This window comes from Streptomyces sp. DH-12, assembly GCF_002899455.1.
Taxonomy (GTDB): domain Bacteria; phylum Actinomycetota; class Actinomycetes; order Streptomycetales; family Streptomycetaceae; genus Streptomyces.
In genome coordinates, this window is sequence record NZ_PPFB01000001.1 from 7,023,368 (window position 1) to 7,045,639 (window position 22,272).

Here is a 22,272-nt window from a genome sequence, read left to right on the forward strand (position 1 = left end):
TCGTGACGGGATCAGTAGGCCTTGCCGAGGTCCCGCTCGGCGTTGTCGCCGTCGTAGGCGCCGTCCTGGATGATGATGTCCTGGGGGACTTCCTTGCCCTGCGTGAAGTCGTCGAGCGTCTGGAAGGCCAGCGGGCCGAACCGCGGGTTGGACTCGACGACCCCGCTGATCCAGCCGTCCACGACGCCCTGGACGGCGTTGCGGGTGCCGTCCACCGTGACGATCTTGATGTCGCCGGGCTTCTTGCCCGCGCCCTTGAGCGCGGCCACCGCGCCCAGGCCCATCTCGTCGTTCTCCGCGTAGATGCCCTTGATGCCGGGCTTGGACTGGATGAGCTGCTCGGTGACCTGCTGGCCCTTCTCACGGGTGAAGTCACCGGTCTGCTCGAACACCACCTTCAGACCGGGCGCCTTCTCGGCGACCCGCTCCTTGAAGCCCTCGGTGCGCTCGGTGGTGACGTTGTTGCCCGCCGAGCCCAGCAGGATGGCGACCTCGCCCGTGCCGCCGGTGGCCTCGATCATCTGGTCGGCGGCACGGCGGCCCTGCTCGACGAAGTCCGAGGCGATGAAGGACACGTAGTCCTTGCAGGCGGTCGCGTTGATCTTGCGGTCGATGGTGACGATCGGGACCTTCTTCGCGGCGGCGGCCTGCAGCACCGGGTCCCAGCCGTCCGAGTTCAGCGGGGCGATCACCAGCAGGTCGGCGCCCCTGGCGAGCAGGTCCTGCACATCGCTGATCTGCTTGGAGAACTGCGACTGGGCGTTGGCCGTGAGCAGTTCGACACCCCTTTTGGCCGCCTCGTCCTCAATGGACCGCGTCTCGGCGATGCGGAAGGGGTTGGCCTCCTTCTCCGACTGGGAGAAGCCGACCGTGGCGTCCTCCAGATCGATCTTCTTGCCGCCGTAGGCGTCGATGGTGCAGGTCTTGCTGCCCGGCTTCGGCTCGGCCGCCTTCTGGCCGGCGTCGGCGGCGGCCGCGGACTTCTTGCCGTCCGCCGCGTCGTCCTCCGACTTGGCGCAGGACGTCGCGGTGAGGGCCACGGCGGCGGCCACGGCCACGATCACGGGACGGGCGAGGGGGAGGGAACGACGGTGAGTGGTGCGCTGCATGGTGACCCCGATCCGGGTGACGCTGAAAGGGAACTGGGGAGCCGAAGAGCGCGCATGGTGGAGCTGCTCCCCCTGTGCACAACGGCGTCCGGTGCGCCGACAAGGAGGTTTTACATCGTTGAAAGAGGGCTGTAAACCCCTCGCGCACAAGGTCGGAAGGGGAGGCGCCGGCGGGCGCGTCGGGGCGAGCCTGACGGCACACGCGTACGGTGACGGCGTCTCGAGGGCGTCGCCGGGAAGCTCGGTCGACGGCATCCGGCGCCTGACGGCGCACCCGCGCCGTCAGGAGGCGGCCGCCCCCGGACGCCCCAGCGTGCTCTCCCGCTCGACGAGTCGGTAGTCCGCCCAGATGCGGCGCGGCTGCGGTGCGTCGCTGCCCAGCCGGGCCAGCACCGACTCCACCGCGAGGCGGCCGATCGCGGCCTTGTCCGGTGACACCGAGGTGAGGGTCACCGCGCCGAACCGGCCCTCGATCACGTCGTCGAAACCGACCACGGCGATGTCCTCGGGGACCCGCAGCCCCCGCTCGTGCAGCACCCGCATCGCGCCGATCGCCATCGGGTCGTTGTAGGCGAACACCGCGTCCGGCCGTCGGCCGCTGTCGAGGATGTGCCGCATCGCCCGCGCTCCGTCGGCGTGCCCCCAGCCGTCGGTGGCGGCGACCAGCCCCTCGTCGGCCGGCAACCCCGCCGCCGTCAGCTCCTCGCGCCAGCCGCGGACGCGGAGCTGGGCGGGCTCGCTGCGGTCGCGCCGCGCCCCGATGAACGCCACCTCCCGGCGTCCCAGCCCGATCAGGTGCCGCACGGCGTCACGGGCGGCGGCCACGTTGTCGATGGCGATGTGGTCGTACGGCAGGTCGTAGTCCCGCTCGCCGAGCAGCACCAGCGGCACGTCCTGGTCGCGGTCGCGCAGGTCCTCGGCCTCCAGCTCGATGGGGCTGAGGATCAGCCCGTCGATGACGCGGGCCCGGAAGCCCTGGCTCACCAGCAGTTCCTGGTCGCGCGAGCCGCCGGTGTGGTCGAGCAGCACGATGTAGTCGTGCCGGGAGGCCGCGTCGATGACGGAGGCGGTCAGCTCGGCGAAGTACGGGTTGCCGAGCTCGGGCAGCGCGAGCGCGATGATGCCCGTACGGCCCTTGCGCAGGTGCCGGGCGGCGAGGTTGGGCCGGTAGCCGAGCGCGTCGATGGAGCGCTGGACCCGCTCGCGCATGGCCGGTGTGACGTGCTGGTAGTTGTTCACCACGTTTGAGACGGTCTTGATGGAGACCCCCGCGTGCGCGGCGACGTCCTTGAGGCTGACCCGCACGGCAATCCCTTCGTGAGCGGCCCGACCCGGTGGGCCGGTGCGGATGCGGAGCCGTCACCGTGAGTCGTGTGCCGAGCCGCCGGGCTCCAGTTTTACAACGTTATATACGCCGTGACCGGCCGCTGACAAGGCTCCGGGCGGTCCTGCAGCCTCTCACGGGCCGCGGGCCGCGGGCCGCGGGCCGGTGATGCTGCCGCTGTCGCGTCCGACGCTCGCCGCGGTGCCGGTCTTCGCGTTCGTCGGGGCGTGGAACGACTTCCTGCGGCCGTTCGCGTCCGCCTCCGGCCCGGCGCTGACGACCCCGCAGGCCGGCGGCGCCGCGGCGAAGGACGCCCACGCGTCGACCACGCCCGGACGACGGCGTCCTCGGCGCTCGCCGCACTGCCCCGGGTGCTGGTGCCCGTCCTCTCCCGGCGCCCCATCGCGAGGCCGGTGGCGACGACGGGCCTCGGCGGCCGGTGAGGGATTCTGTCCCGCACGGGGCGAGCGCCCCGCAGCCGTGCAGGCCGCGGGGCGCTCGCGTGTGCGCTGAGGGGATCAGCTCCCGGCGACGGTCTTGTCCGTGCCCGCCGCGGCGCCGGCCTCCTCGGCGAGGCGCTCCATACCGCTGGTCGTCTTCAGCGGCTTCTCCTTGATGAAGACCACGGTGAGCAGCGCCAGCAGCGCGCACGGCGTGGCGATGAGGAACAGGTCGGCGGTGGCGACGCCGTAGGCGTGCTCGACGATCTGCCGCAGCGGCTCGGGCAGGGTGGACATGTCGGGGACGCTGCCCTCCCCGCTGCCGCCGCCGTCGCCGCCCGAGGGGAGGCCCGCGGCGTCCAGGCCCTTGGTCATCTCGGACGCGACCCGGTTGGCGAGGATGGCGCCCAGGACGCTGGTGCCGATGGTGCCGCCCATGCTGCGGAAGAAGGACAGCACGGAGGTCGCGGCGCCCAGCTCGCTGGCCGGCACGTCGTTCTGGGCGGCCAGCACCAGGTTCTGCATCAGCATGCCGACGCCGACGCCGAGCACCGCCATGTAGACGCTGAGCAGGGTGAAGGAGGTGTCCGCGTCGATGGTGGCCAGCAGGCCGAGGCCGACGGTCATGAAGACCGCGCCCGCCACCAGGTAGCGCTTCCACACGCCGGTCCTGCTGATGACCTGACCGGCGACGGTCGACGAGACCAGCAGACCGAGGATCATCGGCAGGCTCATCAGCCCGGCCACGGTGGGCGACTTGCCGAGGGACACCTGGAAGTACTGCGAGAGGAACACCGTGCCGCCGAACATGGCGACGCCGACCAGCAGGCTCGCGACCGTGGTGAGGGTGACGGTGCGGTTGCGGAAGATGTCCAGCGGGATGACCGGCTCGGGCGTCCGTGCCTCGACGAACACCGCGGCGACCAGCAGCAGGACACCGGCGCCGGTGAGCGCGGCGGTCTGCCAGGAGGCCCAGTCGAACTCGTTGCCCGCCATGCTCACCCAGATCAGCAGGGCGCAGACGCCCGCGACGATGAGGAAGGCGCCCAGGAAGTCGATCTTCGCCTCGCGCCGGGTCTGCGGCAGGCGCAGGGTGCGCTGCAGCAGCGCGATGGCGAGCAGCGCGAACGGCACGCCGATGAAGAAGCACCAGCGCCAGCCCAGCCAGGAGGTGTCCACCAGCACGCCGCCGATCAGCGGTCCGGCGACGGTGCCCACGGCGAACACGGCGCCGAAGATGCCGGCGTACTTGCCGAGCCGGCGGGGCGGGATGACGGCCGCCATGACGACCTGGGCGAGCGCGGTCAGACCGCCCGCGCCGATGCCCTGCACCACACGGCTGAAGATGAGCAGCTCGACACCGTTGGAGAAGCCCGCCAGCAGCGAGCCCACGACGAACATGGCCAGCGACAGCTGGAGCAGCAGCTTCTTGTCGAACAGGTCGGACAGCTTGCCCCAGAGCGGCACGGTCGCCGTCATGGCCAGCAGCTCCGAGGTGACGACCCAGGTGTAGGAGGACTGGCTCGCCCCCAGGTCGGCGATGATCGTCGGCAGCGCGTTGGCCACGACGGTGCCCGCCAGGATCGCCACGAACATGCCGGCCATGAGCCCGGACATGGCCTGGAGTATCTGCCGGTTGGTCATGGCGGTGGGTGACGCCGCGTCCGGCGCCTGGGTTGCGGTCACAGTGGTCTCTCTCACGGATCGGTGGGAAAAGGCGGGATCACGCCCTCGAAGGGGCGGAAGTGGGGGGCAGGGGCCGGTGTGTCGTGAGACCCGGCGCCCTGGAAGGGGCCGGCGCCTACCGGGCCGGGGCCGGCAGTCCGGCGGCGAGGAGGTCGAACGCCTCGCGGAACACGTCGGCGAACGACAGCTCGTCCGGCCGTTCGCACCAGTGCTGCACGCTCACCCGCACCGCCGTCCCGGCGACCGCGGCGAGCAGCCGCGGGTACAGCCCGGGAGCGGCACGGTCCGCGTCGTCCCCGGGCGGGACGGCGGCGGTGTCAGGGTCGTCCCCGGCGCGGATCCGCCGGGCGATCGCCTCGGCCAGCCCCGACTCGTCGGCCATCTGCGCGCCGAGGTTCCGCACGAGGAGGTGCGGGGCGGAATGCAGCACCCGGAGGTGCAGACTCCACAGCTCGTGCTGTCGCTCCGCCTCCCTCAGCTCCGCGGCGAGCGCCTCGCGCAGCGCCTCCAGCGGCGGGAGTCCGGGCGGTGCGGCGAGGAACGACCGCCGCACCCGCTCGCCGGCGTCCGCGTCCACGACGACGAAGGCGTCGTCGCGCGAGTCGAAATAGTTGAAGAAGGTCCGGACGGACACGCCGGCCGCGGCGCTGATCGCCTCGACCGTCACCTGGTCCGCACCCTTCTCGGCGGCCAGCCGCACCGCCGCCTCCGCGAGCGCGGCGCGTGTGGCGCGCTTCTTGCGCTCCCGCAGACCGCCGCCCGCGGTGTTCTTCCCCGTCATGATGTGCATACTATGAAAAAGTGCATGACATGCAAAATTATATACGGGAGGTCACGCCGGTGGCGGACTGAGGCGGGCGTCCGGCCGCTCCGCGACTAGCGTCGGGGCATGACCGGTGACCGGCTCGGATGGCGCGTGTGCCTGCTCGGCGGCGCCGTGTTCGCGGTGTGCATGACCGGCACCACGCTCCCGACCCCGCTGTACCCCCTCTACCAGCAGGAGTTCGGCTTCTCCGAGCTGACGGTCACCGTCGTGTACGCGGTGTACGCCTTCGCGGTCATCGGCGCCCTGCTGCTCGCGGGCAACGCCTCCGACGCCGTCGGCAGACGCCCGGTCCTGTTGTGGGGCCTCGCCTGTGCGACCGCGAGCGCCGGCTGTTTCCTGCTGGCCGCCGACATCGCCTGGCTGTACGCCGGGCGGCTCCTGTCGGGCCTGTCGGCCGGCCTGTTCACCGGAGCCGCCACAGCCTACGTCATGGAGTCGGCTCCGCCCGGCGGCGCCTCCCGCGCCACGTTCGTCGCGACGGCCGCCACCATGGGCGGTCTCGGCTGCGGCCCCCTGCTCGCCGGACTCCTCGCCGAGTACGCCACCTGGCCGCTCCGCCTGCCGTACGCCGTCCACCTGGCCCTGGTGGCCGCTTCGGCGGCGGTGCTCCTGGGGCTGCCGGAGACCGTACGGGACCTTCGCCCGCTGGGCACGGTACGGCCGCGGCGCCCCGGCGTCCCCGCGCAGGTGCGGACGGTGTTCGGGCCGGCGGCGACGGCCGTGTTCGTGGGCTTCGCGCTGTCCGGGGTGTTCACCTCCGTCAGCCCCGCGTTCCTCGCGCAGTCCCTCGACGTCACCGACCACGCGGTGAGCGGGGCGGTCGTCGCGGCGGCCTTCTTCGCGTCGATCGCCGGACAGACGGCGGTCGGCCGGGTGGGGGTGCGCCGGTCCCTGCCCCTGGGCTGCGCCGGTCTGCTCGCGGGCCTCGCCCTGCTGGCGGGCGCCCTGCACTGGGACCTGCTGGCACTGGTGGTGTCGAGCGCGCTCGTCGGCGGCGTCGGCCAGGGTCTGGCGTTCCGCGGGGCACTGACCGCGGTGGGCCGGGCGTCCCCGCCGGACCGGAGGGCGGCGGTGCTCTCGTCGCTGTTCGTCGTCGCGTACACCGGCATCTCGGTGCCGGTCGTCGGGGTGGGCCTGCTGACGGAGCCGCTGGGCCTGGAGGACGCGGGGCTCGTGTTCATCGCCTGCATGGCGGCGCTGGTGATCACGGCCGCGGGCCACCTGCTGCGCAGGCCGGTGCCGGCCGGGACGTGAGCGGGGTCGGGCGTTCCCGGCCTTCGGATCCCTTCCGCGGGCATGGTCGCGCCCGGCGTCCTATAGTCATCGGTGCAGGGAATGTTGAATATCGAACTTCCTTGAAGGTCGAACGTCCTCGGTGGGAGGCACCCGGCATGAGCAACACGGAGACACGCCCCGTGCAGATGAGGTGCGGCGGCGAGAGCGAGGCCGGCCGCCCGGCGGAGGTCGAGATCCTCACGGCCCGCGACGTGCCGCTCGGCGGCCCGCGCGCGATGCGGGTGCGGCGCACCCTGCCGCAGCGCGCCCGGTCGCTCATCGGCGCCTGGTGCTTCGCCGACCACTACGGCCCCGACGACGTCGCCGGCGCCGGCGGCATGAACGTCCCCCCGCATCCGCACACCGGCCTGCAGACGGTCAGCTGGCTGTTCAGCGGGGAGATCGAGCACCGCGACAGCCTGGGCAGTCACGCCTTCGTCCGGCCCGGCGAGCTGAACCTGATGACCGGCGGTCACGGCATCGCCCACTCGGAGGTCTCGACGCCGGACACCACGACCCTGCACGGCGTCCAGCTGTGGGTGGCGCTCCCCGACGAACACCGTGACACCGGGAAGGACTTCCAGCACCACGTCCCGCACCCGGTCACCCTGAACGGCGGCGAGGCCCGCGTCTTCCTCGGCACGCTCGCGGGCGCCGCCTCCCCGGTCCGCACCTTCACCCCGCTGCTGGGCGCGGAACTCACCGTGTCCCCGGGCGCGAGGCTGGTGCTGGACGTCGACCCCGCCCACGAGCACGGGGTGCTCGTCGACACGGGCGACGTCCTCGTCGAGGACACGCCGGTGGAACGGGCCGCCCTGGGGTACACGGCCCCGGGCCGCACCACCCTCACCCTCACCAACCGGGGATCCGCCCCGGCCCGCCTGATCCTCCTCGGCGGCCCGCCCTTCGGCGAGGAGATCGTCATGTGGTGGAACTTCATCGGCCGGTCGCACGACGAGATCGTGAAGGCTCACGAGGACTGGACGAAGGGGGCACGTTTCGGCGAGGTGCGGGGGTACGACGGGGCCCCACTGCCCGCGCCGGAGCTGCCGAACGCGCCCTTGAAGCCGCGGGGGAGGGTGCGCTGATCTGCGAGAGCACGGGTCCTGAGCCGCGGGTCCCGTGATCGCTGCCACGCCTGTCCGGCGGTGTGGGCACCCCACGGCGCAGGCCTCCGGCTCCTGCGCATCAGGCACCTCTGAAGCTGTCCGCGATTCCCGGGGTACGGGTGTCTGCGCCTCCTACGGGGCCGTGGTGGTCGGCGGCGCGCTGTACGCCGGACGCCGGCACGAGGCGCCCGGCGCTTCGTACGGCGGCACCGCGGCGCGTGGGCGGAACGGCCGGTGTGGTTCCTCAGCTCCGGGCCGCTCGACCCGACGGCCTCGGAGCGGGACGTCCCGCCGGTACCGGGCGTCAGGAGGGCCATGGCCGGACTGGACGTGCGCGCGCACGTCACGTTCGGCGGTTGCCTCGCCGAAGGCGCCGAAGGCCGGATCGCCCGCGTGATCCTCCGCGGCGGCGAAGGCGGCGACTTCCGCGACTTCGCCGCGATCGGGAACCGGGTGGCGGGCGTGGCGAGGGAACCCGGTGCCGTGTCGCACCGGTGAAGAGGCGCCGCGGTACGGCCCGCCGTGCCCCCGGCACCGGGAGACCGGGTGCCGGGGGCACGGTCACGACCGCGTACGAGCCGGGGGCGTGGGCGCCGGGGCGCGCTCGGCGACGTGGGGCCGGTGAACCGGTCGGTCGTCAGCCTCGGCGACGGCGTCTGCGGGCGTCCGCTGCCGGGCGGCGGACGGAAGCGGGGCCGACCGGCCCTCCTCACCGCGGGGCGGCCACAGCGACGATGGCCTGATGCTCGAGAACGACGCCTTTCGCATCCTCGACCGGCAGGAGTGCCTCCGCCTGCTGGCCGAGGTGCCGGTCGGCCGGGTCGTGTACACCCAGCAGGCGCTGCCCGCGGTCCTCCCGGTCGATTTCTCCCTGGACGGGGACGCTTCCGTCCTGCTCCACACCTCGGCCGGCTCTGATCTCGTCCGTGCCGTCGACGGTGTCGTGGTCGCCTTCGAGGCGGACGAGTTCACCGCGGCGACCCGATCCGGCTGGAGCGTGATCGTCACCGGCCGGGCCTCCGTGGTGACCGACGCCGCGGAGCACGAACGGCTCTCGCGGACCGGTCCGCGTTCCTGGACGCCCGTACGCGACGGGGTCTTCGTGCGCATCGAGTCCGAGCTGGTCACCGGACGCGAGATCACGGGCGCGCGCACCACGCGATGAGCCGCACCCGGTGCGGCGTGCGGCCGCCCTCGGGGACGCGGCCGAACCGGATCAGCACCTGCGGGCAGCGGCGCCGCCGTGATCCGCCCGTCGCCGCCCGCAGATCCGTCCGTTCCATCGCCTGACGCAGCATCGAGGTGCGGCACCCCGTGCGAGGCCGCCGTGAGCAGCACGCGCTGCAGCGCCTGGCCGGCCCGCAGCCGGCCCTCCCGCCGGCCGCCCGACGCCGGCGGCGTCTCGCGCGAAGGCAGCACTCCCGGCCCGGGACCGTCGGCCCTCCCTGCCAGGCCGGACGTCACTGGCCGCCTGAGCAGCGCGGTGTTGTCATGGGTGGGGAAGACGGCGTGTACGGGTCGGCGCACCGCACGTGGTCCGCCCGGGCGGTCCGACCGCGGCCGCCCCCTCGCGATGCGGAGGAGACCGACGTCATGCTGCACCGCCGCACGGTCGGAGACGTGATGACCGAGGAGGTCGTCACCCTCCGCCCCACCACACCCCTCCAGGAGACGGCCGCCCTGCTGGACGCGAACGACATCGTCGCGGCACCGGTCGTCGACGACGACGGCGCCCTCGTCGGCGTCGTGTCCGCGTCCGACGTGCTGCGGCACGAGACCGGCACCCCTGATCCGCAGGGACAGGACGGGACCGACGAGCACGCCTGGAGCAAGGCCCGGGCACGGACCGCGGGCGAGCTCATGAGCAGCCCCGTCTTCACCGCCCGCGCCGACTGGACGATCCCCCGGGCCGCGCGGGAGCTCCGCAGGCGGCACGTCAAGCAGCTGCCGGTGGTCGGTGACGACGGACTCCTCACCGGCATCGTCACCCGCAGCGACCTGCTCGACGCCTTCATCCGCTCGGACGCCGAGATCCGCGGCGAGGTCGAGCAGGACGTCCTGGGGCGCATCCTCGGCCTGGACGAGGGCACCGTCGCCGTCGAGGTCCAGGACGGGGTCGTCACCCTCCGGGGACACGTCCCGGAACCGCGTCTCGTTGCGGTGACCGTGGGCCTGTGCCAGGGCGTCGACGGTGTCGTCGCCGTGGACGCCCACCTCTTCGTCGGCCGGCCGGGCTAGCCTCGCGCTTTCATGAGGCGGACTGACCGGCAGCTGGTCAGCACAGCGGAAAACCCCGCCCGAGCTGCCGAACGCACCCTCGAAGCCGCGGAGAAGGACGCGTTGACCTGCGAAGAAGCGGATCCTGAAGCGCAGGCTCCATGATCGCCGCCGCGTCTGTCCAACGGCCTGGACATCCCACGGCGCAGGCCTTCGGCTCCCGCCCCCCGGCTCCATGAACCGTCCGCGATCCGCGCGGCACGGGCATCCGCGGACAGCCTCAGCCGACCCGGGTCCGGCGGCCGCCCGTCCCGCCGCGCCTGTGGCGGGGGTGTGAAGGGCGGGAGCGCGGTTAAACGTTTGCAATGACCAGTTATCCCGAGAGGTTGACGCCGGGCGACGGCGGGCGCCCGTCCGGGGCTTCCCCGTACCCGGCCGCCGGTGGGCTGCCGGGAGGCGGCGTCGCTCCGATGCAGCCCCGGCGGGACGGCGACGGCAGCCTGGCGCACGTGGTCGAGACCCTGCTGGACAAGGGGCTCGTGCTCAATGCCGACATCATGGTGTCGGTGGCCGGGGTCGAACTGCTGGGGATCCGGCTGCGTGCGGCGCTGGCCTCGTTCGAGACCGCCGCCCGTTACGGTCTGGAGTTCCCCTCCGGCACGGACACGGAGACCGCCGCGTGGCGGCAGACCCGCGAGGAGAAGGAGACCTGCCCGGCCTGCGGCAAGCGTGCCCCCGTCGAGCAGTTGCTGAACGAGTGGTGCCCTTGGTGCGGCTGGCGCAGCGCCCAGGCCCGGATGGCGGAGGACACCGGACGGGCGCCGGAAGCCCTGACGGCCGGTGAGGACCGTCCCGCCGCCGTCCACGGGGACGGGGCCGCCGAAGCCGGCACGCCCTCCTCCGCGGAGCCGGAGCGGCGTGATGGCTGACCGGCCTCCGATGCGGCCCACCCGGGATCCGCGGGTGACCCTGGACGACCTGGTGGAGGTCCTGCTGAACAAGGGCGCGGTCCTGCACCTGGACCTCATCGTCGCAGTGGCCGACATCCCGCTGATCGGCGTCTCGATCCGGGCCGCCGTCGCGGGAATGGAGACGATGCTCGAGTACGGCATGATGCGCCACTGGGACGAGGCCACCCGCGCCTGGGCCGAGCGGTCCGTCACGCGCCGTGCCCTCGAACTGCGGGAGGGCGAGGGCGTCATCCGCACGATGAGCGGCGGCCACCTGCTGACGGGGGACGTCTACAAGGGGTGGCGGCCCGGCACCGTCCACCTCACCGATCAGCGTCTCGTCGTCCTGCGCGACGAACCGCGCGAGATCCTCTGGCAGACGGAGCTGACGGCGGTGCGCGCCGTGCGACTGGTGCCGGAGCGGACCGTCGGCGGCGAGGAACGTCTGCGCGTGGAGGTCACGTCGGCCGACGGCGGGCGGGAACTGCTCTCCGCCCGGGAGCCCGAGGAACTGCACGACCTGCTCACCCGGGCCTGCGCCGGACGCCTGGCGCCCGCCCTCCCGCGCGGACCCGTCCCGGACGAGGAGCCCCCGCTCGCCCAGGGGCACCTGTGGTTCTGGGAACCGCGCCGGGCGGGCCCGTTGTGGCGCGGTGGACAGGCACGGCTGACCGCCGACCGGCTGGTCTGGAAGTCGCCCGTGGACTCCGGACCGGCGCTGGTGCTGTCCACGGCCGACATCACCGGGGTACGACGGCTGCCCGGGTACGGTCCCGCCGGCGAGGGCAGCGTCCTGGCGGTCGACACCGCCGCGGACGGCGAGGTGCGGCTCGCGGCGGACGATCCGGACGCCTGGGAACAGCGGCTGAACGCCGCCTCGCCCATGGCGGCCGTCGGATGACGAACTCGGCACAGCACAGGAAGGGTGGGAAGACGGCATGCCGTTGACCGTCGACGAGAAAAGCCTGAAACACGGGGTGCTCTCCCTCGTGGTCACCTTGGTGGAGGTCATCCAGGAGGCGCTGGACCGGCAGGCACTGCGCCGCATCGAAGGCGGCGACCTGAACCCCGAGGAGGCCGAGCGGCTGGCGGACGCCCTGCTGGAACTGGACGAGGCGATGGAACAGATCAAGGAGGACCACGGCATCGTCTCCTCGGTGGCCGACCTGCACCGCGGTCTGGACGAGGTGGTCGACGACGTCGTGGACAAACTGATCAACCCCCGGCGCTGGGCGGAGGAGGCACAGGGATGACCGACGGGACCGCCCTGTACGTGTACGCGCTCGTCCCCGACCGGCCGGGCGCCGCCGACGGCGTCACCGGCCTCGACGGCCGCCCCTTGCGACTGGTCGGCGCCGCGGGCACCGGCGTCGCCGCGCTGGTGCACGATGCCGAGCCGGCGCCCTTCCAGGGCGGTGACGAGCAGGTGCGCCGCTGGGTGGCGGAGCAGAGCCGCGCGGTCACCACCGTCTGGGAACGAACCGGCAGCGTCCTGCCGATGACGTTCAACGTCCTGGTCGCCGGCGAGCCGCCGTCCGAGGACCGTCCCGGCGCCGGACGCGGCGCCGAACAGCGGCTGACGGACTGGATCACCGACCAGGAACCCCACCTCACCGGCCGGCTCGAGGAACTGGCCGGCCGGTGCGAACTGCGCGTGGAGATCACCCTGGAACGCCAGGCCGCCGCGGCCGGCGACCCGGTGCCGGGGACCCGTGGGGCGGAACCCGGCGGACGCTCGCCGGGGATGCTCAGACTGCTGGCCAAACAACGCGAGCAGCAGGCCCGGAACGCGGCCGGGGAACTCGCCGACACGCTGCACGCCCGGATCCGGCGCCGTCTGCTGTCGGTCGCGGAGGACTTCCGGGACCGCGGCCCCGCCCACCGGGCGGCCGACGAGACACACGTCCTGTCCGCCGCGCTGCTCGTCCGGCACGAGGACATCGACGCCGTCGGCACCGTACTGAGCGAGACACAGGCCGCTCAGCCCGCCTGCCGCATCCGCTTCCTCGGGCCCTGGCCGCCGTACTCCTTCACCGAGGCCGAACACCGCCCGCGCGACGGCGAGATGCCCTCGCTGCGTCCGGACGCCCCTTCCACGCCGGCGCCGGGCGGCCGGCCGTGACCGTTCCGTGACGCACCGGCGCCCGTTCGGCGCGGAGGCTCGCCCCTGCACCACGGTCTCGCCCGGCTCCGGGCCGAAGGCGGTGAGCGATCCGCGGGCCGGGCCGGTCCGCCGTGGCCGGTGTCCCTCGCCGTTCGTCGGAGGGAGTTCGGCGGGAGTCCGGCGGGAGTTCGGCGGGCGTGCCCCGGCGGTCGTCTCGGCGCGCTTCGACAGCAGCCACGCCCGGGCGCTCCTGACCGGCGTCCCGCACCGCCGTGCTGATCACCCCGCACGACCGCCGCGCCCTGCCCTCAGCCCGGCGCAGGACCGGCCGGGTCACGTGCAGAACCCCGTACGGCCGGGACGCGGTCCCGGGCGCCCCGGCCCCCCTCGGGCGCTCACCGGGCCGTCCGCCGGGGTGACCCGGGCCGTTCTCCCGGCACGGACAGGACCCATGGCCCTCACCTCCGGCCCCCCGCCCGCCTCAGAATCGACGGACGCAGTACCGCTGCACCAGGCGAAGGACGGGCCGGCCCATGAACCCCGACGACGGTTTCCGCGCACTCCCGCGGCAGGAGTGCCTGCGGCTGCTGGCCAAGGCGCCCCTCGGCCGCATCGTCTACACACGCCGGGCCCTGCCCGCCGTGCTGCCGGTCAACTTCGGCCTCGACACCGACGACGCCGTCCTGCTGCGCACCGCCGCGGGCTCGGACCTGGTCCGCGCGATCGACGGCGCGGTCGTCGCCTTCGAGGCGGACGAGGTCGACGCCGCCCGGCGGTCCGGCTGGAGCGTGGTGGTCACGGGCGCGGCCACGGTGGTGACCGACCCCGCCGAGCACCGACGCCTGTCCCGCACCGGCCCGGTCTCCTGGGTGCCCGCCCCGCAGGAGGTCTTCGTCCGCATCGAACCCGAGCTGATCACGGGCCGCGAACTCGTCGGCGGCCGCACCCCGTACGGCGTGGACCTCACCGCCTGAACCGCCCCCGCCGCAGGGGGGCGGGGCACCACGCGGTGCCGGAGACACCCCCGACCAGCGTCCGGAAGGGCATCAGTTCAGAAGCGGGTCAGGACCAGCAGCGGAATCACCCCGCACCAGCCGGCGAGCACCAGCCGGTGCGTGTCCCGGACGACCGTCAGCACGCTCCGGGGAGTCCTGACGGCTCCCTGTTCCATGCGGTCCGGGTGCACGTACCGGAAGAGCGCGACGGTGACGGCCCAGACGGCCGCGCAGTACGCAGATCGTGTTCAGCTCGTGGAGCGACCGCCCCACCGGCCAGTGCACGAACACGACTCCCGCCGCCGCCCCGGCGTCCGGCGCGAGCCACAGCCGCCGGCGCGCCCCGGAGAGCGCCGAGGAGCACGCCGGGGAAGCCGAACAGGCTGCCCTGCGGGCTGGACATGACACTGCCGCGGCTCACGACGGGGCTGATGTCGCGGGACGGCTGGTGGGCGGGGTTACGCAGCAGCCGCCAGTCGTCGACCGTGAGCCGGAAGGAGGCGTGCCAGCCGATGGTCCCGGCGAGGACCATCACCCGGCCCGTGCGCCGGCACGCGCTCCCCGCGGGCCGGCGGTCGGTGGTCGCGTCGTCGGGCGCGAGCGCGGGTTCCCGGCTCACGGGGCTCGTCGTGCGGCGGAGGGGGACGCGGGCCGGCCCGCGGGCCTCGCGGCCGGGCCCGACGCGACGCGCCGCCGGAGGAACACGGCCTGTTCCCCGCCCTGGCCGAGGGGCTCCCCGACCGGATCGCTGCCCTGGAGGCCGAGCACCGGCGCACCGGGTCGGCACCGGCCGAGGCCGCCGACGGCACGGCGCCCGCCGACCCGGCCTGGCCCGGCCGGCTGATGGCGGCGACGGCAGTGCTGCGCGACCACATCCTGAAGGAACAGGACGGTGTGTTCCCGACGACGTCGTCGGGGCGCGTACCGCGTCGTGACCGAACCGTTCGCTCGGCCTGTCACCGGGCCCGACCCGCGTGAGATCATCCGTCCATGAGCAGTGATCCCGAAGTGAGTGCTCTGGCCGTCAACGTCACGATCCCGCAGGCGCTTCGCTGGACCGACACGCGGCGTGGCCAGGAGTTCCAGCTGACCACACTCAACGTCCGGCTCCTCCCGGACGGTCACCTCGCGGTGAAGGCCTATGGCCGACCGGTCGGCGGTGGTCGGGGCGCGTACGTCTCGTTCCCGGTCCCCGACGAGCCGGCCCTGGCGGCTCTGGTCGCCGACGCGGCCAGTCGCGCCGCGACGTTGTGGGCCGCCCACCGCGGTCTCGGCTGAGCCCGCGCGTGACGCGGGCCGGCTTGTCAGCCATGACGCCGCCCTGAGCCCGGTCCGGAAGGACCGATGCAGCCCGTCGACGCCGGCGGTGCGGATGATGCACGTGCTGTACGACTCGGCCGGCTGGTACCGCCCCATGACGAAGAAGGGCAGTCGGATGCCGCCGCGTTCGACGACGGCGCAGGGGGTGGGGCTCCTCTGCCGGAAGGTCACGCCGAAGCCGAAGCCGAAGCCGAGGGCGGTCAGCGGACGCGGACGCGGACGCGGACGTAGACGACGACGCGCGCCCCGTTCACGCGGGTCGTCGCCTGCTTCCGGAAGTGCTGCCGCAGGGTGCGGGTCTTGGCCCGCTCCCGCGGGTCGCCCGTCAGGTGGCTGCCCGCCCGGCCGTGGACCACGACGATCCGGTCGAACCCCCGACGAGGCCTACGACCCCAACTTGGTGGAGGTGCGCGTCAGTTCACTCCGCCGAAAGGTGGACGCCGCGTTCCGGCGGCAGTCCCTGCAGACCGTACGAGGCACCGGTTGTCGATTGGTGGACGACCGTGAACGCGAGCAGGGGACGAAGCCGCTGGTGGCCTCGTTCGGTACGGGCCCGCGCGGCCCTCGCCGCGGCGCTGACCGCCGCGGTCGTCCTGACCGGCATCGGCTGGTGGGTGCACCAGGAGGTCTACCGGCGGAGTCTGTCGGTCGCGCATGAGAAGGCCCGTGACGACCTCCTCGCCCTCGTCGACCAGCTCGAGAAGGGCCACGTCCCCAGTCCGCGGCGCGCCGTGCCGTACGAGGTCGTGGCGACCGGCCGGCACACCGCCGTGGCCGCCGGCGGGGGCATGGACGACTTCGACCCGGGTGCCGGACACGTGCTGCCCGCCCCTGCCGCGCGCACGACTCCGATGCCGGACGGTGGCGCGGAACGGGGCTACGCGTACCAGCCCATCCGCATACCGGACCGCTCCGACTACGACCCGGGCGGCGGCAACGTCCCTCACCTGGCCGGCCGGACCTACGAGATCCTGTACGACGACATCCGGGCCGGACAGCTGAGCCGTGAACAGGCCGCCGCGCTCGGCGTCCGCCCCGACGCCACCCTGCGGGCCTACGTCGTCCTGGTCCCGGACACCGCCGAGGACATGGCCGCAGCCATCGACGACCTGCTGCTGCGCGCCGGCCTCGCCGGCCTCGTCCTCATCGGAGCCGTCGCCTACGTCACCGTCCGCGTCGCGCTCCGGCCCGTCGAAGCCGTCCGCCGCCTCACCGCCTCGGTCACCGATCCGCGCGAACGTGTCACCGTCCCCGCCACCGCCCACGAGATCACCGCCCTCGCCACCGCCATCAACACCACGCTCCGACGGCTCGATCACGCCGCCGCCCAGCAGCGCCGGTTCGTCGCCGACGCCGCCCACGAGCTGCGCAGCCCGCTCACCACCCTGCTGACCAGCCTGGAGGTGGCCCTCGCCCACCCGGAACGCACCGACTGGCCCGCCACCGCCACGACCGCCGCACGGCAGACCCGCCGCCTCCAGGGGCTCGCCGAGGACCTGCTGCTGCTCGCCCGCCTCGACACCCGCGCCCCGACGACCGACCCCGAGCCCGTCGACCTGAGCGCCCTCACCTCCGAGCTGACCGAGCACCACCCCCTCGCCGCACGCAAGGTGAAACCCACCCTCGAAAGCACCGGCCCCGCGTACGTCCGCGGTACTCGCGACGAACTCGAACGGCTGCTGCGCAACCTCCTCGACAACGCCGCCCGCCACGCCGCCCACCGCATCCAGGTGACCGTCCGGAGCGAGGACGACCAGGTCGTCGTGACGGTGCACGACGACGGGCCGGGCGTGCCGGCCGAGGACGCCGAGCGGATCTTCGAACGCTTCGTCCGGCTGGACGACGCCCGCTCCCGCGACCAGGGAGGAACCGGTCTGGGCCTCGCCATCGCCCGTGACCTGGCCCAGCGGCACGGAGGCACCCTCACCCTCGCCCCGCGCACCCTCGGAGCGTGCTTCGAGCTGCGCCTGCCGCAGGCCCCCGCCCCGGACCCGGACGCGGACGCGGGCTGACGCGCCCGGCAGCGGCCATCCGCCCGCCGGGGCGTCCTCGCGGGCGGCGCCGTCGACGCGCGTACGACGAGTGCGGTGGCCGCTCGACGTGGCGGGACCCGGCCTTCTCACCGCCCGCCGGCCGCTCGGAGCGGAGTCCGGGAGAAGACGCCGAGCCGGCCGGGTCGAGGCGCCGTCCGGTGGGTACCCGCACGGCATGTTCAAGCGCGCACTGTGGCAGGGACTGATCGCCGGCACCGCCGGAGGCGTCGTGATGACCCTCGGCGAGAAGCTCGAGCAGGCCGTCACCGCACGGCCCGACTCCCACGTACCCGCCCGGGTCCTGCAACGCCTGACCGGCCTGCCCGAACACCCGGGCAAGCAGCCGCTGCCGGTGAACTGGGCCATGCACTTCGGGCAGGCCGCCCTTCTCGGCGTGCTGCGCTCGGTCATGGCGCAGGCAGGACTGCGCGGACCGGTCGCCTCGGCGAAGTTCACCGTCGTGCGCCTCACCAACGACCAGATCCTCGAGAACGCCACCGGTGTCGGCGCCCCGCCGCCCACCTGGCCCCGCCGGGAACTCGTCATCGACGTCCTGCACAAGACCGTCTACGCCTTCGTCACCGGAGCGGTCGCCGACGTCCTCGCCCGGCGGAGCATCGGCCCCGGGCCCGGTCAGCGCCATGCGGCCCTGCGCCCCGGCCGCCGTCCCGACGTCGGGCCGCTGCCCCGCGGCGAGGCGTACGGCAGGTGACCGGAGGGAACCCCGCGGGCGGCGCCGCCTCTCGGCGACCGGCTACTCGGGCCATGCCGAGTTCTGGACGGCCTCGACGAAGTCGACACGGCGGAAGCCCGGCACGAAGTGCTCCAGGACGTCGGCGTTGACCGTGCCGAAGGTGGTGGCGGGCCGGTGCCTGAAGCCGTCGGCGAACGCCTGGAGGATCTGACGCTTGAAGTCCGGGCGCGGGTGCGCGGCGGTGACCTCGTCGATGTGCGCGCGGGTGAGGTCGTCCAGGCGCAGGCCCAGCACGTCGGTCTCCACACCCGCCGTCGTCGCCGCGATCTCGGGAGCCATCTCGTACGGCACCTCCGGGGTGGTGTGCAGGGCGACGGCCGTCCACACCGTGCCGGCGTCGCCCTCGGGCAGCCCGTGACGCAGCAGGAACGCCCGGGCCTGGTCGGCCCCGTCCATCTCGAACCGCTGGTCGTCGGAGCGGTACGGCTCCACCAGCCCGGTGTCGTGGAACAGGGCGGCCACGTACAGCAGTTCGGGGTCGGGGTGCAGCCCGCGCGCCGCGGCCTGAAGGCTGCCGAACAGGAACACCCGGCGAGAATGGTGGTAGATCAGCGGCGGGGTCGTGTCGCGGATCAGTTCGGTGGCGTCCCGCGCCGGCGCGCTGTCGGGAATCGCGACACCGGCGATCTTCTCGCTCATGGCTGCCTCCAAGAGGTCGGGCGGTGCGGAACACTTCCACCCTGCGCCTCCGCCGGCGCCCGCGCCCTCTCACGGAGGGCCGACGACCCCTTGGAAACGGACACGGGGAGCCGAGGGCCGTCGGCCCGCTTATGGTGATCCGATGCTGCTCGTTCCCAGATGGGCGCTGCTCTCGTCGGGGTGCGCGCCGGTGCTGCTGATCGCGGGGTGGGTGGTCGCGGCGGCGCTGGAGGGGTCCGCCTACGATCCGGTGACGCAGACGATCAGTGTCCTGGCGGCCTACGGCGCCTCGGGCTCCTGGGTGATGACCGGGGCGTTCCTCGCGCTGGGCGTCTGCCACCTGCTCACCGCGTGGGGACTGCGGGCGGCCGCGGCGGCCGGACGGGTGGCGCTGGCCGGCGGGGGAGTGGCCGCACTGGCCGTGGCGGTGGTCCCCACGCCGAGCAGCGGAGGATCGCTGGGGCACGGGTCGGTGGCGGCCGCCGGGTTCACGCTGCTCGCCCTGTGGCCGGTCCTCGCCGCGAGCGGCGGCAGCGGCACGCCGTGGGCGCTGCGGCCGCTGCCGTCCTTCGCGGCGACCGCGGTGATGGTCGCCGGAGCGGTGTGGTTCCTGATCGAGATGGACCGGCACGGCATGGCGGGCGTCGCCGAACGCGTGGTGACGGCCGTGCAGTCGCTGTGGCCTTTCGTCGTCGTCCTGTCGTGCCTCCGGCACCGCGCGGGGCGCGGTGCGCCGTCCGCGTGACCGTCTCGGAGGAACCGTGAGCCGCCCACGGGCCCGGACGACCGCACCACGTCCCGGCCGCCCCGCGACCAGGTGTCACGGACGGCCGTGCCGCACGCGGCCAGCCGCTCGACCGGGCCGGCCGGACCCTGCGGGTGCTCCGCGTCGGTGCTCGAGCGGACCCCGGAGCCGGGCGGACGCCGGGTCGCGGGGGCGGACCGCTAACCCGCCTCGATGCGGAGGACGCGGCGGGCCGCCTCGGCCTCCGCGGCCGGCGGGGAGAGCTCGTCCAGCGTGCCCAGCTCCGTGTCGCCCGCCAGCTCCCGCTCCCAGGCGTCGGCGAGCCGCTGCTGCTCCTCGTGGGGTTTCGCGCTGACGGCCTCCCGGTGCTCCGGGTCCAGGGCCGTGAGGAAACGCTCGACCGAGTCCGTGGACATGCCGTGCTCCTTGTTCGCTCGGGAAGGCGCCGCTCGGCCCGGGATGGCCGGCGCCCTCGGGGGACGGGTGCCCGATACGGCCCGGGGCCACCCTGCCGGCCCCGCACGGACGGAACACGTACTTGCCGCACCTATCGAATTTCGATAGCTTTCCATCGTCATTCGATCGGCTGCGGTGGATGCCCCGTGTCCCACGCGCCTCCCGTCTTCCGTCCCGTGTCCCGTGCCCTGGAGCGTCCGATGCCCTCACCCGCCCGTCCCCGTGTGCCCGCGCCCGCCGCCCGCCCGTCGTCCGGGGACGCGACCCGTACCGACGTCCTGGTCGTGGGGGCCGGACTGGCCGGACTGCACGTCGCCACGCGGCTCGCCCGGCAGGGGCACGACGTACTCCTGGTGGACCGGCGCACCACCCTGGCCGGCGCGATCCGCACCACCGGGATCTTCGTGCGCAAGACGCTCGACGACTTCCCGCTGCCCGAGCGGCACCTGGGCCCGCCGATCCGGCGCATGCTGCTCTACCCACCCAGTCTGAGCCGCCCCGTCGCCCTGGTCAGCGACCGGGACGAGTTCCGCGTCGGCGACATGGCCGGGCTGTACGAGACGTCGGCCGCCGTCGCCGTCGACGCGGGCGTACGCCTCGCGCTGGGCACCCGCTACGCCGGCCGGCACGACGGCGCGTACCACCTGATCGGCCGCGGGGGGCCCTTCCGGGTCCGCGCCCGGTACGTCGTCGGCGCGGACGGCGCCCGGTCGAGCGTCGCCCGCGACCTCGGACTCGACCGCAACCGCCACCTCCTGGTCGGGGCCGAGGAGGTCTTCCCGGTGACCCCGGACGGCGGACCGCCCACCTTCCACTGCGTCCTCGACCCCCGGATCGCCCCCGGATACCTCGCGTGGGCGGTCAACGACGGCGAGCACGCCCACGTCGGCGTCGCCGGGTACGCCGACCGCTTCCCCGACGGACTGCGCCGGGCCATGGAACGCTTCAGCTCCCGCGCTCCCGGGCTCGGGGGCGTACGGCGTCCCGAGGCGGTGGAGCGGCGCGGCGGGCCGATACCCGTCGGCGGGGTGCTGCGCCGCATCGGCTGCGCGGACGGACTGCTCGTCGGGGACGCGGCCGGCGCGGTGTCCCCGCTCACCGCCGGCGGCCTCGACCCCTGCCTGCGCCTGTCCGACCTGGCCGCCCAGGTCCTCGACGACGCCCTGCGGACCGGCGCCCCGCACGCACTGACCCACTACAGCGGCGCCACCCTGCGGTCCCGTTTCCGCGGCCGCCTGGCACTGCGCACCGGACTCGCGCACATCCGGACGCCCGCCGCGACCACCGCGGCGTTCACCCTGTTGCGCACCCCGCCCGGCCGGGCGGCGGCGGCCCGGATCCTCTTCGGCGACCGCTCCTTCCCCGATCAGCCCGCCCCCCGGCCGAGCCTGGCGAGCGGCTGACCCCGGTGTCGCGGAGGGTCCGCGCCGCATGCGCGCCCCTGCCACCCCGTGCACGCTGGATCCATGGCGAGCGACCACCCCATCGTGATCTACCCGCCCGCCGGCGACGGCGGCCGCCGGGTCCGGGCCGGCCCGCACTTCCTGGGCATGGCCTACACCCTGCTGGACGTCGTGGAGTTCCTGCGGCTGGCCGGGATGGAGGACGTCGACGACGACTGGATGCGGCAGTCCCCGCTCGTCGAGTGGCGCGGCGGCGGCCCGGACACCTGGACCGCCGCCCACGGCTGACGGGACCGTGCCGCTGCGGGCACGATGTGACCATGACGGAACTGGTCGAACGCGTGGACGACGACGATCGGGTGATCGGCCTCGTGGGCAGGGACGAGGCGATACGCAGGCGTTGGCTGCACCGCGTCGCGACGGTCGTCTGCCGGGACACGCGGGGGAGGATCCTGGTGCACCGCCGACCGCACGGCGTGTCCCGCTTCCCGGGCGGCGTCAACTGGATGCTCGGGGGAGCGGCGGAGCCGGGCGAGACCTACGAGGAGGCCGCCGCGCGGGAGCTGACGGAGGAACTGGGCGTGCGGGCCCGCCCCCGCCTCGTCCTCGCGTTCCGGTGCGCGGGCGTGATCAGCCCGTACTGGCTCGGACTGCACGAGACGGTGGTGACCGGGCCCGTCGCCCCCGACCCGGACGAGATCGCGTGGCACGACTGGCTGACGGAGCCGCAGCTCGCGGAGCTGGTACGGGACACGGCGTTCGTTCCGGACGCCCGCGAGGCGTACGACCGCTGGGCCGCCCTGCGCCGCGGGGAGCCGAGCGCGGCGGGCCCCGCCGAGTGAAACGGGCGGGCCGCCCCGGCACCCGCGTTCGCGCGCCGTCCGCCG

At 74.0% G+C, this 22,272-nt stretch carries 25 protein-coding genes and 4 pseudogenes; 19 read left to right on the forward strand and 10 right to left on the reverse strand.

Annotation, left to right across the window (positions count from 1 at the left end):
• Positions 1 to 11: 11 nt before the first annotated feature.
• From C1708_RS30885 to C1708_RS30905, 5 genes are all read right to left on the reverse strand, one after another.
• Positions 12 to 1,109, reverse strand: coding sequence for an ABC transporter substrate-binding protein (locus C1708_RS30885; protein WP_106415776.1), 1,098 nt, complete (start codon positions 1,107 to 1,109; stop codon positions 12 to 14).
• A 282-nt stretch (positions 1,110 to 1,391) separates the two neighbouring features.
• Positions 1,392 to 2,414: a LacI family DNA-binding transcriptional regulator gene (locus C1708_RS30890; RefSeq protein ID WP_106415777.1), complete on the reverse strand. Its 1,023-nt coding sequence runs from the start codon at positions 2,412 to 2,414 to the stop codon at positions 1,392 to 1,394.
• A gap of 153 nt (positions 2,415 to 2,567) precedes the next feature.
• Complete coding sequence (locus C1708_RS30895; protein ID WP_106415778.1) at positions 2,568 to 2,762, reverse strand: hypothetical protein; 195 nt, start codon at positions 2,760 to 2,762, stop codon at positions 2,568 to 2,570.
• Positions 2,763 to 2,951: 189 nt separating this feature from the next.
• Positions 2,952 to 4,517: an MDR family MFS transporter gene (locus C1708_RS30900; protein ID WP_437079545.1), complete on the reverse strand. Its 1,566-nt coding sequence runs from the start codon at positions 4,515 to 4,517 to the stop codon at positions 2,952 to 2,954.
• Positions 4,518 to 4,674: 157 nt separating this feature from the next.
• Entirely contained in the window at positions 4,675 to 5,349 is a 675-nt protein-coding gene (locus tag C1708_RS30905; RefSeq protein WP_106415780.1) for a TetR/AcrR family transcriptional regulator, read from the reverse strand.
• A 99-nt stretch (positions 5,350 to 5,448) separates the two neighbouring features.
• On the opposite strand from C1708_RS30905, the gene C1708_RS30910 reads away from it, so the two are divergent.
• From C1708_RS30910 to C1708_RS30960, 10 genes and pseudogenes are all read left to right on the forward strand, one after another.
• A complete protein-coding gene (locus tag C1708_RS30910; RefSeq protein WP_106415781.1) occupies positions 5,449 to 6,639 on the forward strand; it encodes an MFS transporter in 1,191 nt (396 codons plus the stop codon).
• Positions 6,640 to 6,776: 137 nt separating this feature from the next.
• Complete coding sequence (locus C1708_RS30915; protein ID WP_106415782.1) at positions 6,777 to 7,748, forward strand: pirin family protein; 972 nt, start codon at positions 6,777 to 6,779, stop codon at positions 7,746 to 7,748.
• A 34-nt stretch (positions 7,749 to 7,782) separates the two neighbouring features.
• Positions 7,783 to 8,267, forward strand: a pseudogene (locus tag C1708_RS30920) (flavodoxin domain-containing protein).
• A 244-nt stretch (positions 8,268 to 8,511) separates the two neighbouring features.
• On the forward strand, positions 8,512 to 8,934 hold the full coding sequence (locus C1708_RS30925; RefSeq protein ID WP_106415783.1) for a pyridoxamine 5'-phosphate oxidase family protein: 423 nt from the start codon (positions 8,512 to 8,514) through the stop codon (positions 8,932 to 8,934).
• Positions 8,935 to 9,362: 428 nt separating this feature from the next.
• A complete protein-coding gene (locus C1708_RS30935) occupies positions 9,363 to 10,007 on the forward strand; it encodes a CBS domain-containing protein (RefSeq protein WP_106415784.1) in 645 nt (214 codons plus the stop codon).
• A gap of 344 nt (positions 10,008 to 10,351) precedes the next feature.
• Positions 10,352 to 10,915, forward strand: coding sequence for a gas vesicle protein (locus C1708_RS35735; RefSeq protein WP_274543362.1), 564 nt, complete (start codon positions 10,352 to 10,354; stop codon positions 10,913 to 10,915).
• 34 nt (positions 10,916 to 10,949) lie between these two features.
• Positions 10,950 to 11,837, forward strand: coding sequence for a gas vesicle protein (locus C1708_RS30945; protein ID WP_241911365.1), 888 nt, complete (start codon positions 10,950 to 10,952; stop codon positions 11,835 to 11,837).
• 37 nt (positions 11,838 to 11,874) lie between these two features.
• The gene (locus C1708_RS30950; RefSeq protein WP_106415787.1) at positions 11,875 to 12,189 is read left to right on the forward strand and encodes a gas vesicle protein K; all 315 of its coding nucleotides are present in this window, start codon (positions 11,875 to 11,877) and stop codon (positions 12,187 to 12,189) included.
• A complete protein-coding gene (locus C1708_RS30955) occupies positions 12,186 to 13,058 on the forward strand; it encodes a GvpL/GvpF family gas vesicle protein (protein WP_106415788.1) in 873 nt (290 codons plus the stop codon). The genes C1708_RS30950 and C1708_RS30955 overlap by 4 nt, the downstream gene beginning before the upstream one ends.
• Positions 13,059 to 13,573: 515 nt before the next feature.
• Entirely contained in the window at positions 13,574 to 14,014 is a 441-nt protein-coding gene (locus C1708_RS30960; RefSeq protein WP_106415789.1) for a pyridoxamine 5'-phosphate oxidase family protein, read from the forward strand.
• Between the two features lie 157 nt (positions 14,015 to 14,171).
• Here the strand turns inward: C1708_RS30960 and C1708_RS30965 are convergent, their stop codons facing one another.
• Positions 14,172 to 14,567, reverse strand: a complete 396-nt coding sequence (locus tag C1708_RS30965; protein ID WP_241911366.1) for a vitamin K epoxide reductase family protein — start codon at positions 14,565 to 14,567, stop codon at positions 14,172 to 14,174.
• A gap of 173 nt (positions 14,568 to 14,740) precedes the next feature.
• Here C1708_RS30965 and C1708_RS30970 point away from each other — a divergent pair.
• Positions 14,741 to 15,013: pseudogene (locus tag C1708_RS30970) on the forward strand (hemerythrin domain-containing protein); the annotation flags it as partial.
• A 12-nt stretch (positions 15,014 to 15,025) separates the two neighbouring features.
• Positions 15,026 to 15,313: a hypothetical protein gene (locus C1708_RS30975; protein ID WP_106415791.1), complete on the forward strand. Its 288-nt coding sequence runs from the start codon at positions 15,026 to 15,028 to the stop codon at positions 15,311 to 15,313.
• Between the two features lie 96 nt (positions 15,314 to 15,409).
• Here C1708_RS30975 and C1708_RS36200 read toward each other — a convergent pair.
• Together C1708_RS36200 and C1708_RS34535 are read right to left on the reverse strand one after the other, a co-directional pair.
• Positions 15,410 to 15,526: pseudogene (locus tag C1708_RS36200) on the reverse strand (DUF8817 family protein); the annotation flags it as partial.
• A gap of 29 nt (positions 15,527 to 15,555) precedes the next feature.
• Positions 15,556 to 15,711 carry a hypothetical protein gene (locus tag C1708_RS34535; RefSeq protein ID WP_198602656.1) on the reverse strand — a complete coding sequence of 52 codons (156 nt, stop codon included), beginning with the start codon at positions 15,709 to 15,711 and terminating at the stop codon, positions 15,556 to 15,558.
• A gap of 17 nt (positions 15,712 to 15,728) precedes the next feature.
• On the opposite strand from C1708_RS34535, the pseudogene C1708_RS35370 reads away from it, so the two are divergent.
• The 3 genes and pseudogenes from C1708_RS35370 to C1708_RS30990 form a co-directional block, all read left to right on the forward strand.
• Positions 15,729 to 15,869: pseudogene (locus C1708_RS35370) on the forward strand (helix-turn-helix domain-containing protein); the annotation flags it as partial.
• Positions 15,859 to 17,367: a sensor histidine kinase gene (locus C1708_RS30985; protein WP_106415792.1), complete on the forward strand. Its 1,509-nt coding sequence runs from the start codon at positions 15,859 to 15,861 to the stop codon at positions 17,365 to 17,367. The pseudogene C1708_RS35370 and the gene C1708_RS30985, both read left to right, overlap by 11 nt.
• Before the next feature lie 196 nt (positions 17,368 to 17,563).
• A complete protein-coding gene (locus C1708_RS30990; RefSeq protein WP_106415793.1) occupies positions 17,564 to 18,100 on the forward strand; it encodes a hypothetical protein in 537 nt (178 codons plus the stop codon).
• A gap of 42 nt (positions 18,101 to 18,142) precedes the next feature.
• Here the strand turns inward: C1708_RS30990 and C1708_RS30995 are convergent, their stop codons facing one another.
• Complete coding sequence (locus C1708_RS30995; protein ID WP_106415794.1) at positions 18,143 to 18,781, reverse strand: HD domain-containing protein; 639 nt, start codon at positions 18,779 to 18,781, stop codon at positions 18,143 to 18,145.
• Positions 18,782 to 18,923: 142 nt separating this feature from the next.
• Between C1708_RS30995 and C1708_RS31000 the strand changes: the two genes are divergently transcribed.
• The gene (locus C1708_RS31000) at positions 18,924 to 19,526 is read left to right on the forward strand and encodes a DUF998 domain-containing protein (RefSeq protein ID WP_106415795.1); all 603 of its coding nucleotides are present in this window, start codon (positions 18,924 to 18,926) and stop codon (positions 19,524 to 19,526) included.
• 200 nt (positions 19,527 to 19,726) lie between these two features.
• On the opposite strand, the gene C1708_RS31005 is transcribed toward C1708_RS31000, so the two are convergent.
• The gene (locus C1708_RS31005; RefSeq protein WP_106415796.1) at positions 19,727 to 19,942 is read right to left on the reverse strand and encodes a hypothetical protein; all 216 of its coding nucleotides are present in this window, start codon (positions 19,940 to 19,942) and stop codon (positions 19,727 to 19,729) included.
• A 240-nt stretch (positions 19,943 to 20,182) separates the two neighbouring features.
• Between C1708_RS31005 and C1708_RS31010 the strand changes: the two genes are divergently transcribed.
• The 3 genes from C1708_RS31010 to C1708_RS31020 all read left to right on the forward strand — a co-directional run bounded on the left by C1708_RS31010 (position 20,183) and on the right by C1708_RS31020 (position 22,227).
• A complete protein-coding gene (locus tag C1708_RS31010; protein WP_241911367.1) occupies positions 20,183 to 21,385 on the forward strand; it encodes an FAD-dependent oxidoreductase in 1,203 nt (400 codons plus the stop codon).
• Positions 21,386 to 21,448: 63 nt separating this feature from the next.
• Positions 21,449 to 21,673, forward strand: coding sequence for a hypothetical protein (locus C1708_RS31015; RefSeq protein ID WP_106415798.1), 225 nt, complete (start codon positions 21,449 to 21,451; stop codon positions 21,671 to 21,673).
• Between the two features lie 32 nt (positions 21,674 to 21,705).
• Positions 21,706 to 22,227, forward strand: a complete 522-nt coding sequence (locus tag C1708_RS31020; RefSeq protein WP_106416567.1) for an NUDIX hydrolase — start codon at positions 21,706 to 21,708, stop codon at positions 22,225 to 22,227.
• Positions 22,228 to 22,272: the final 45 nt, after the last annotated feature.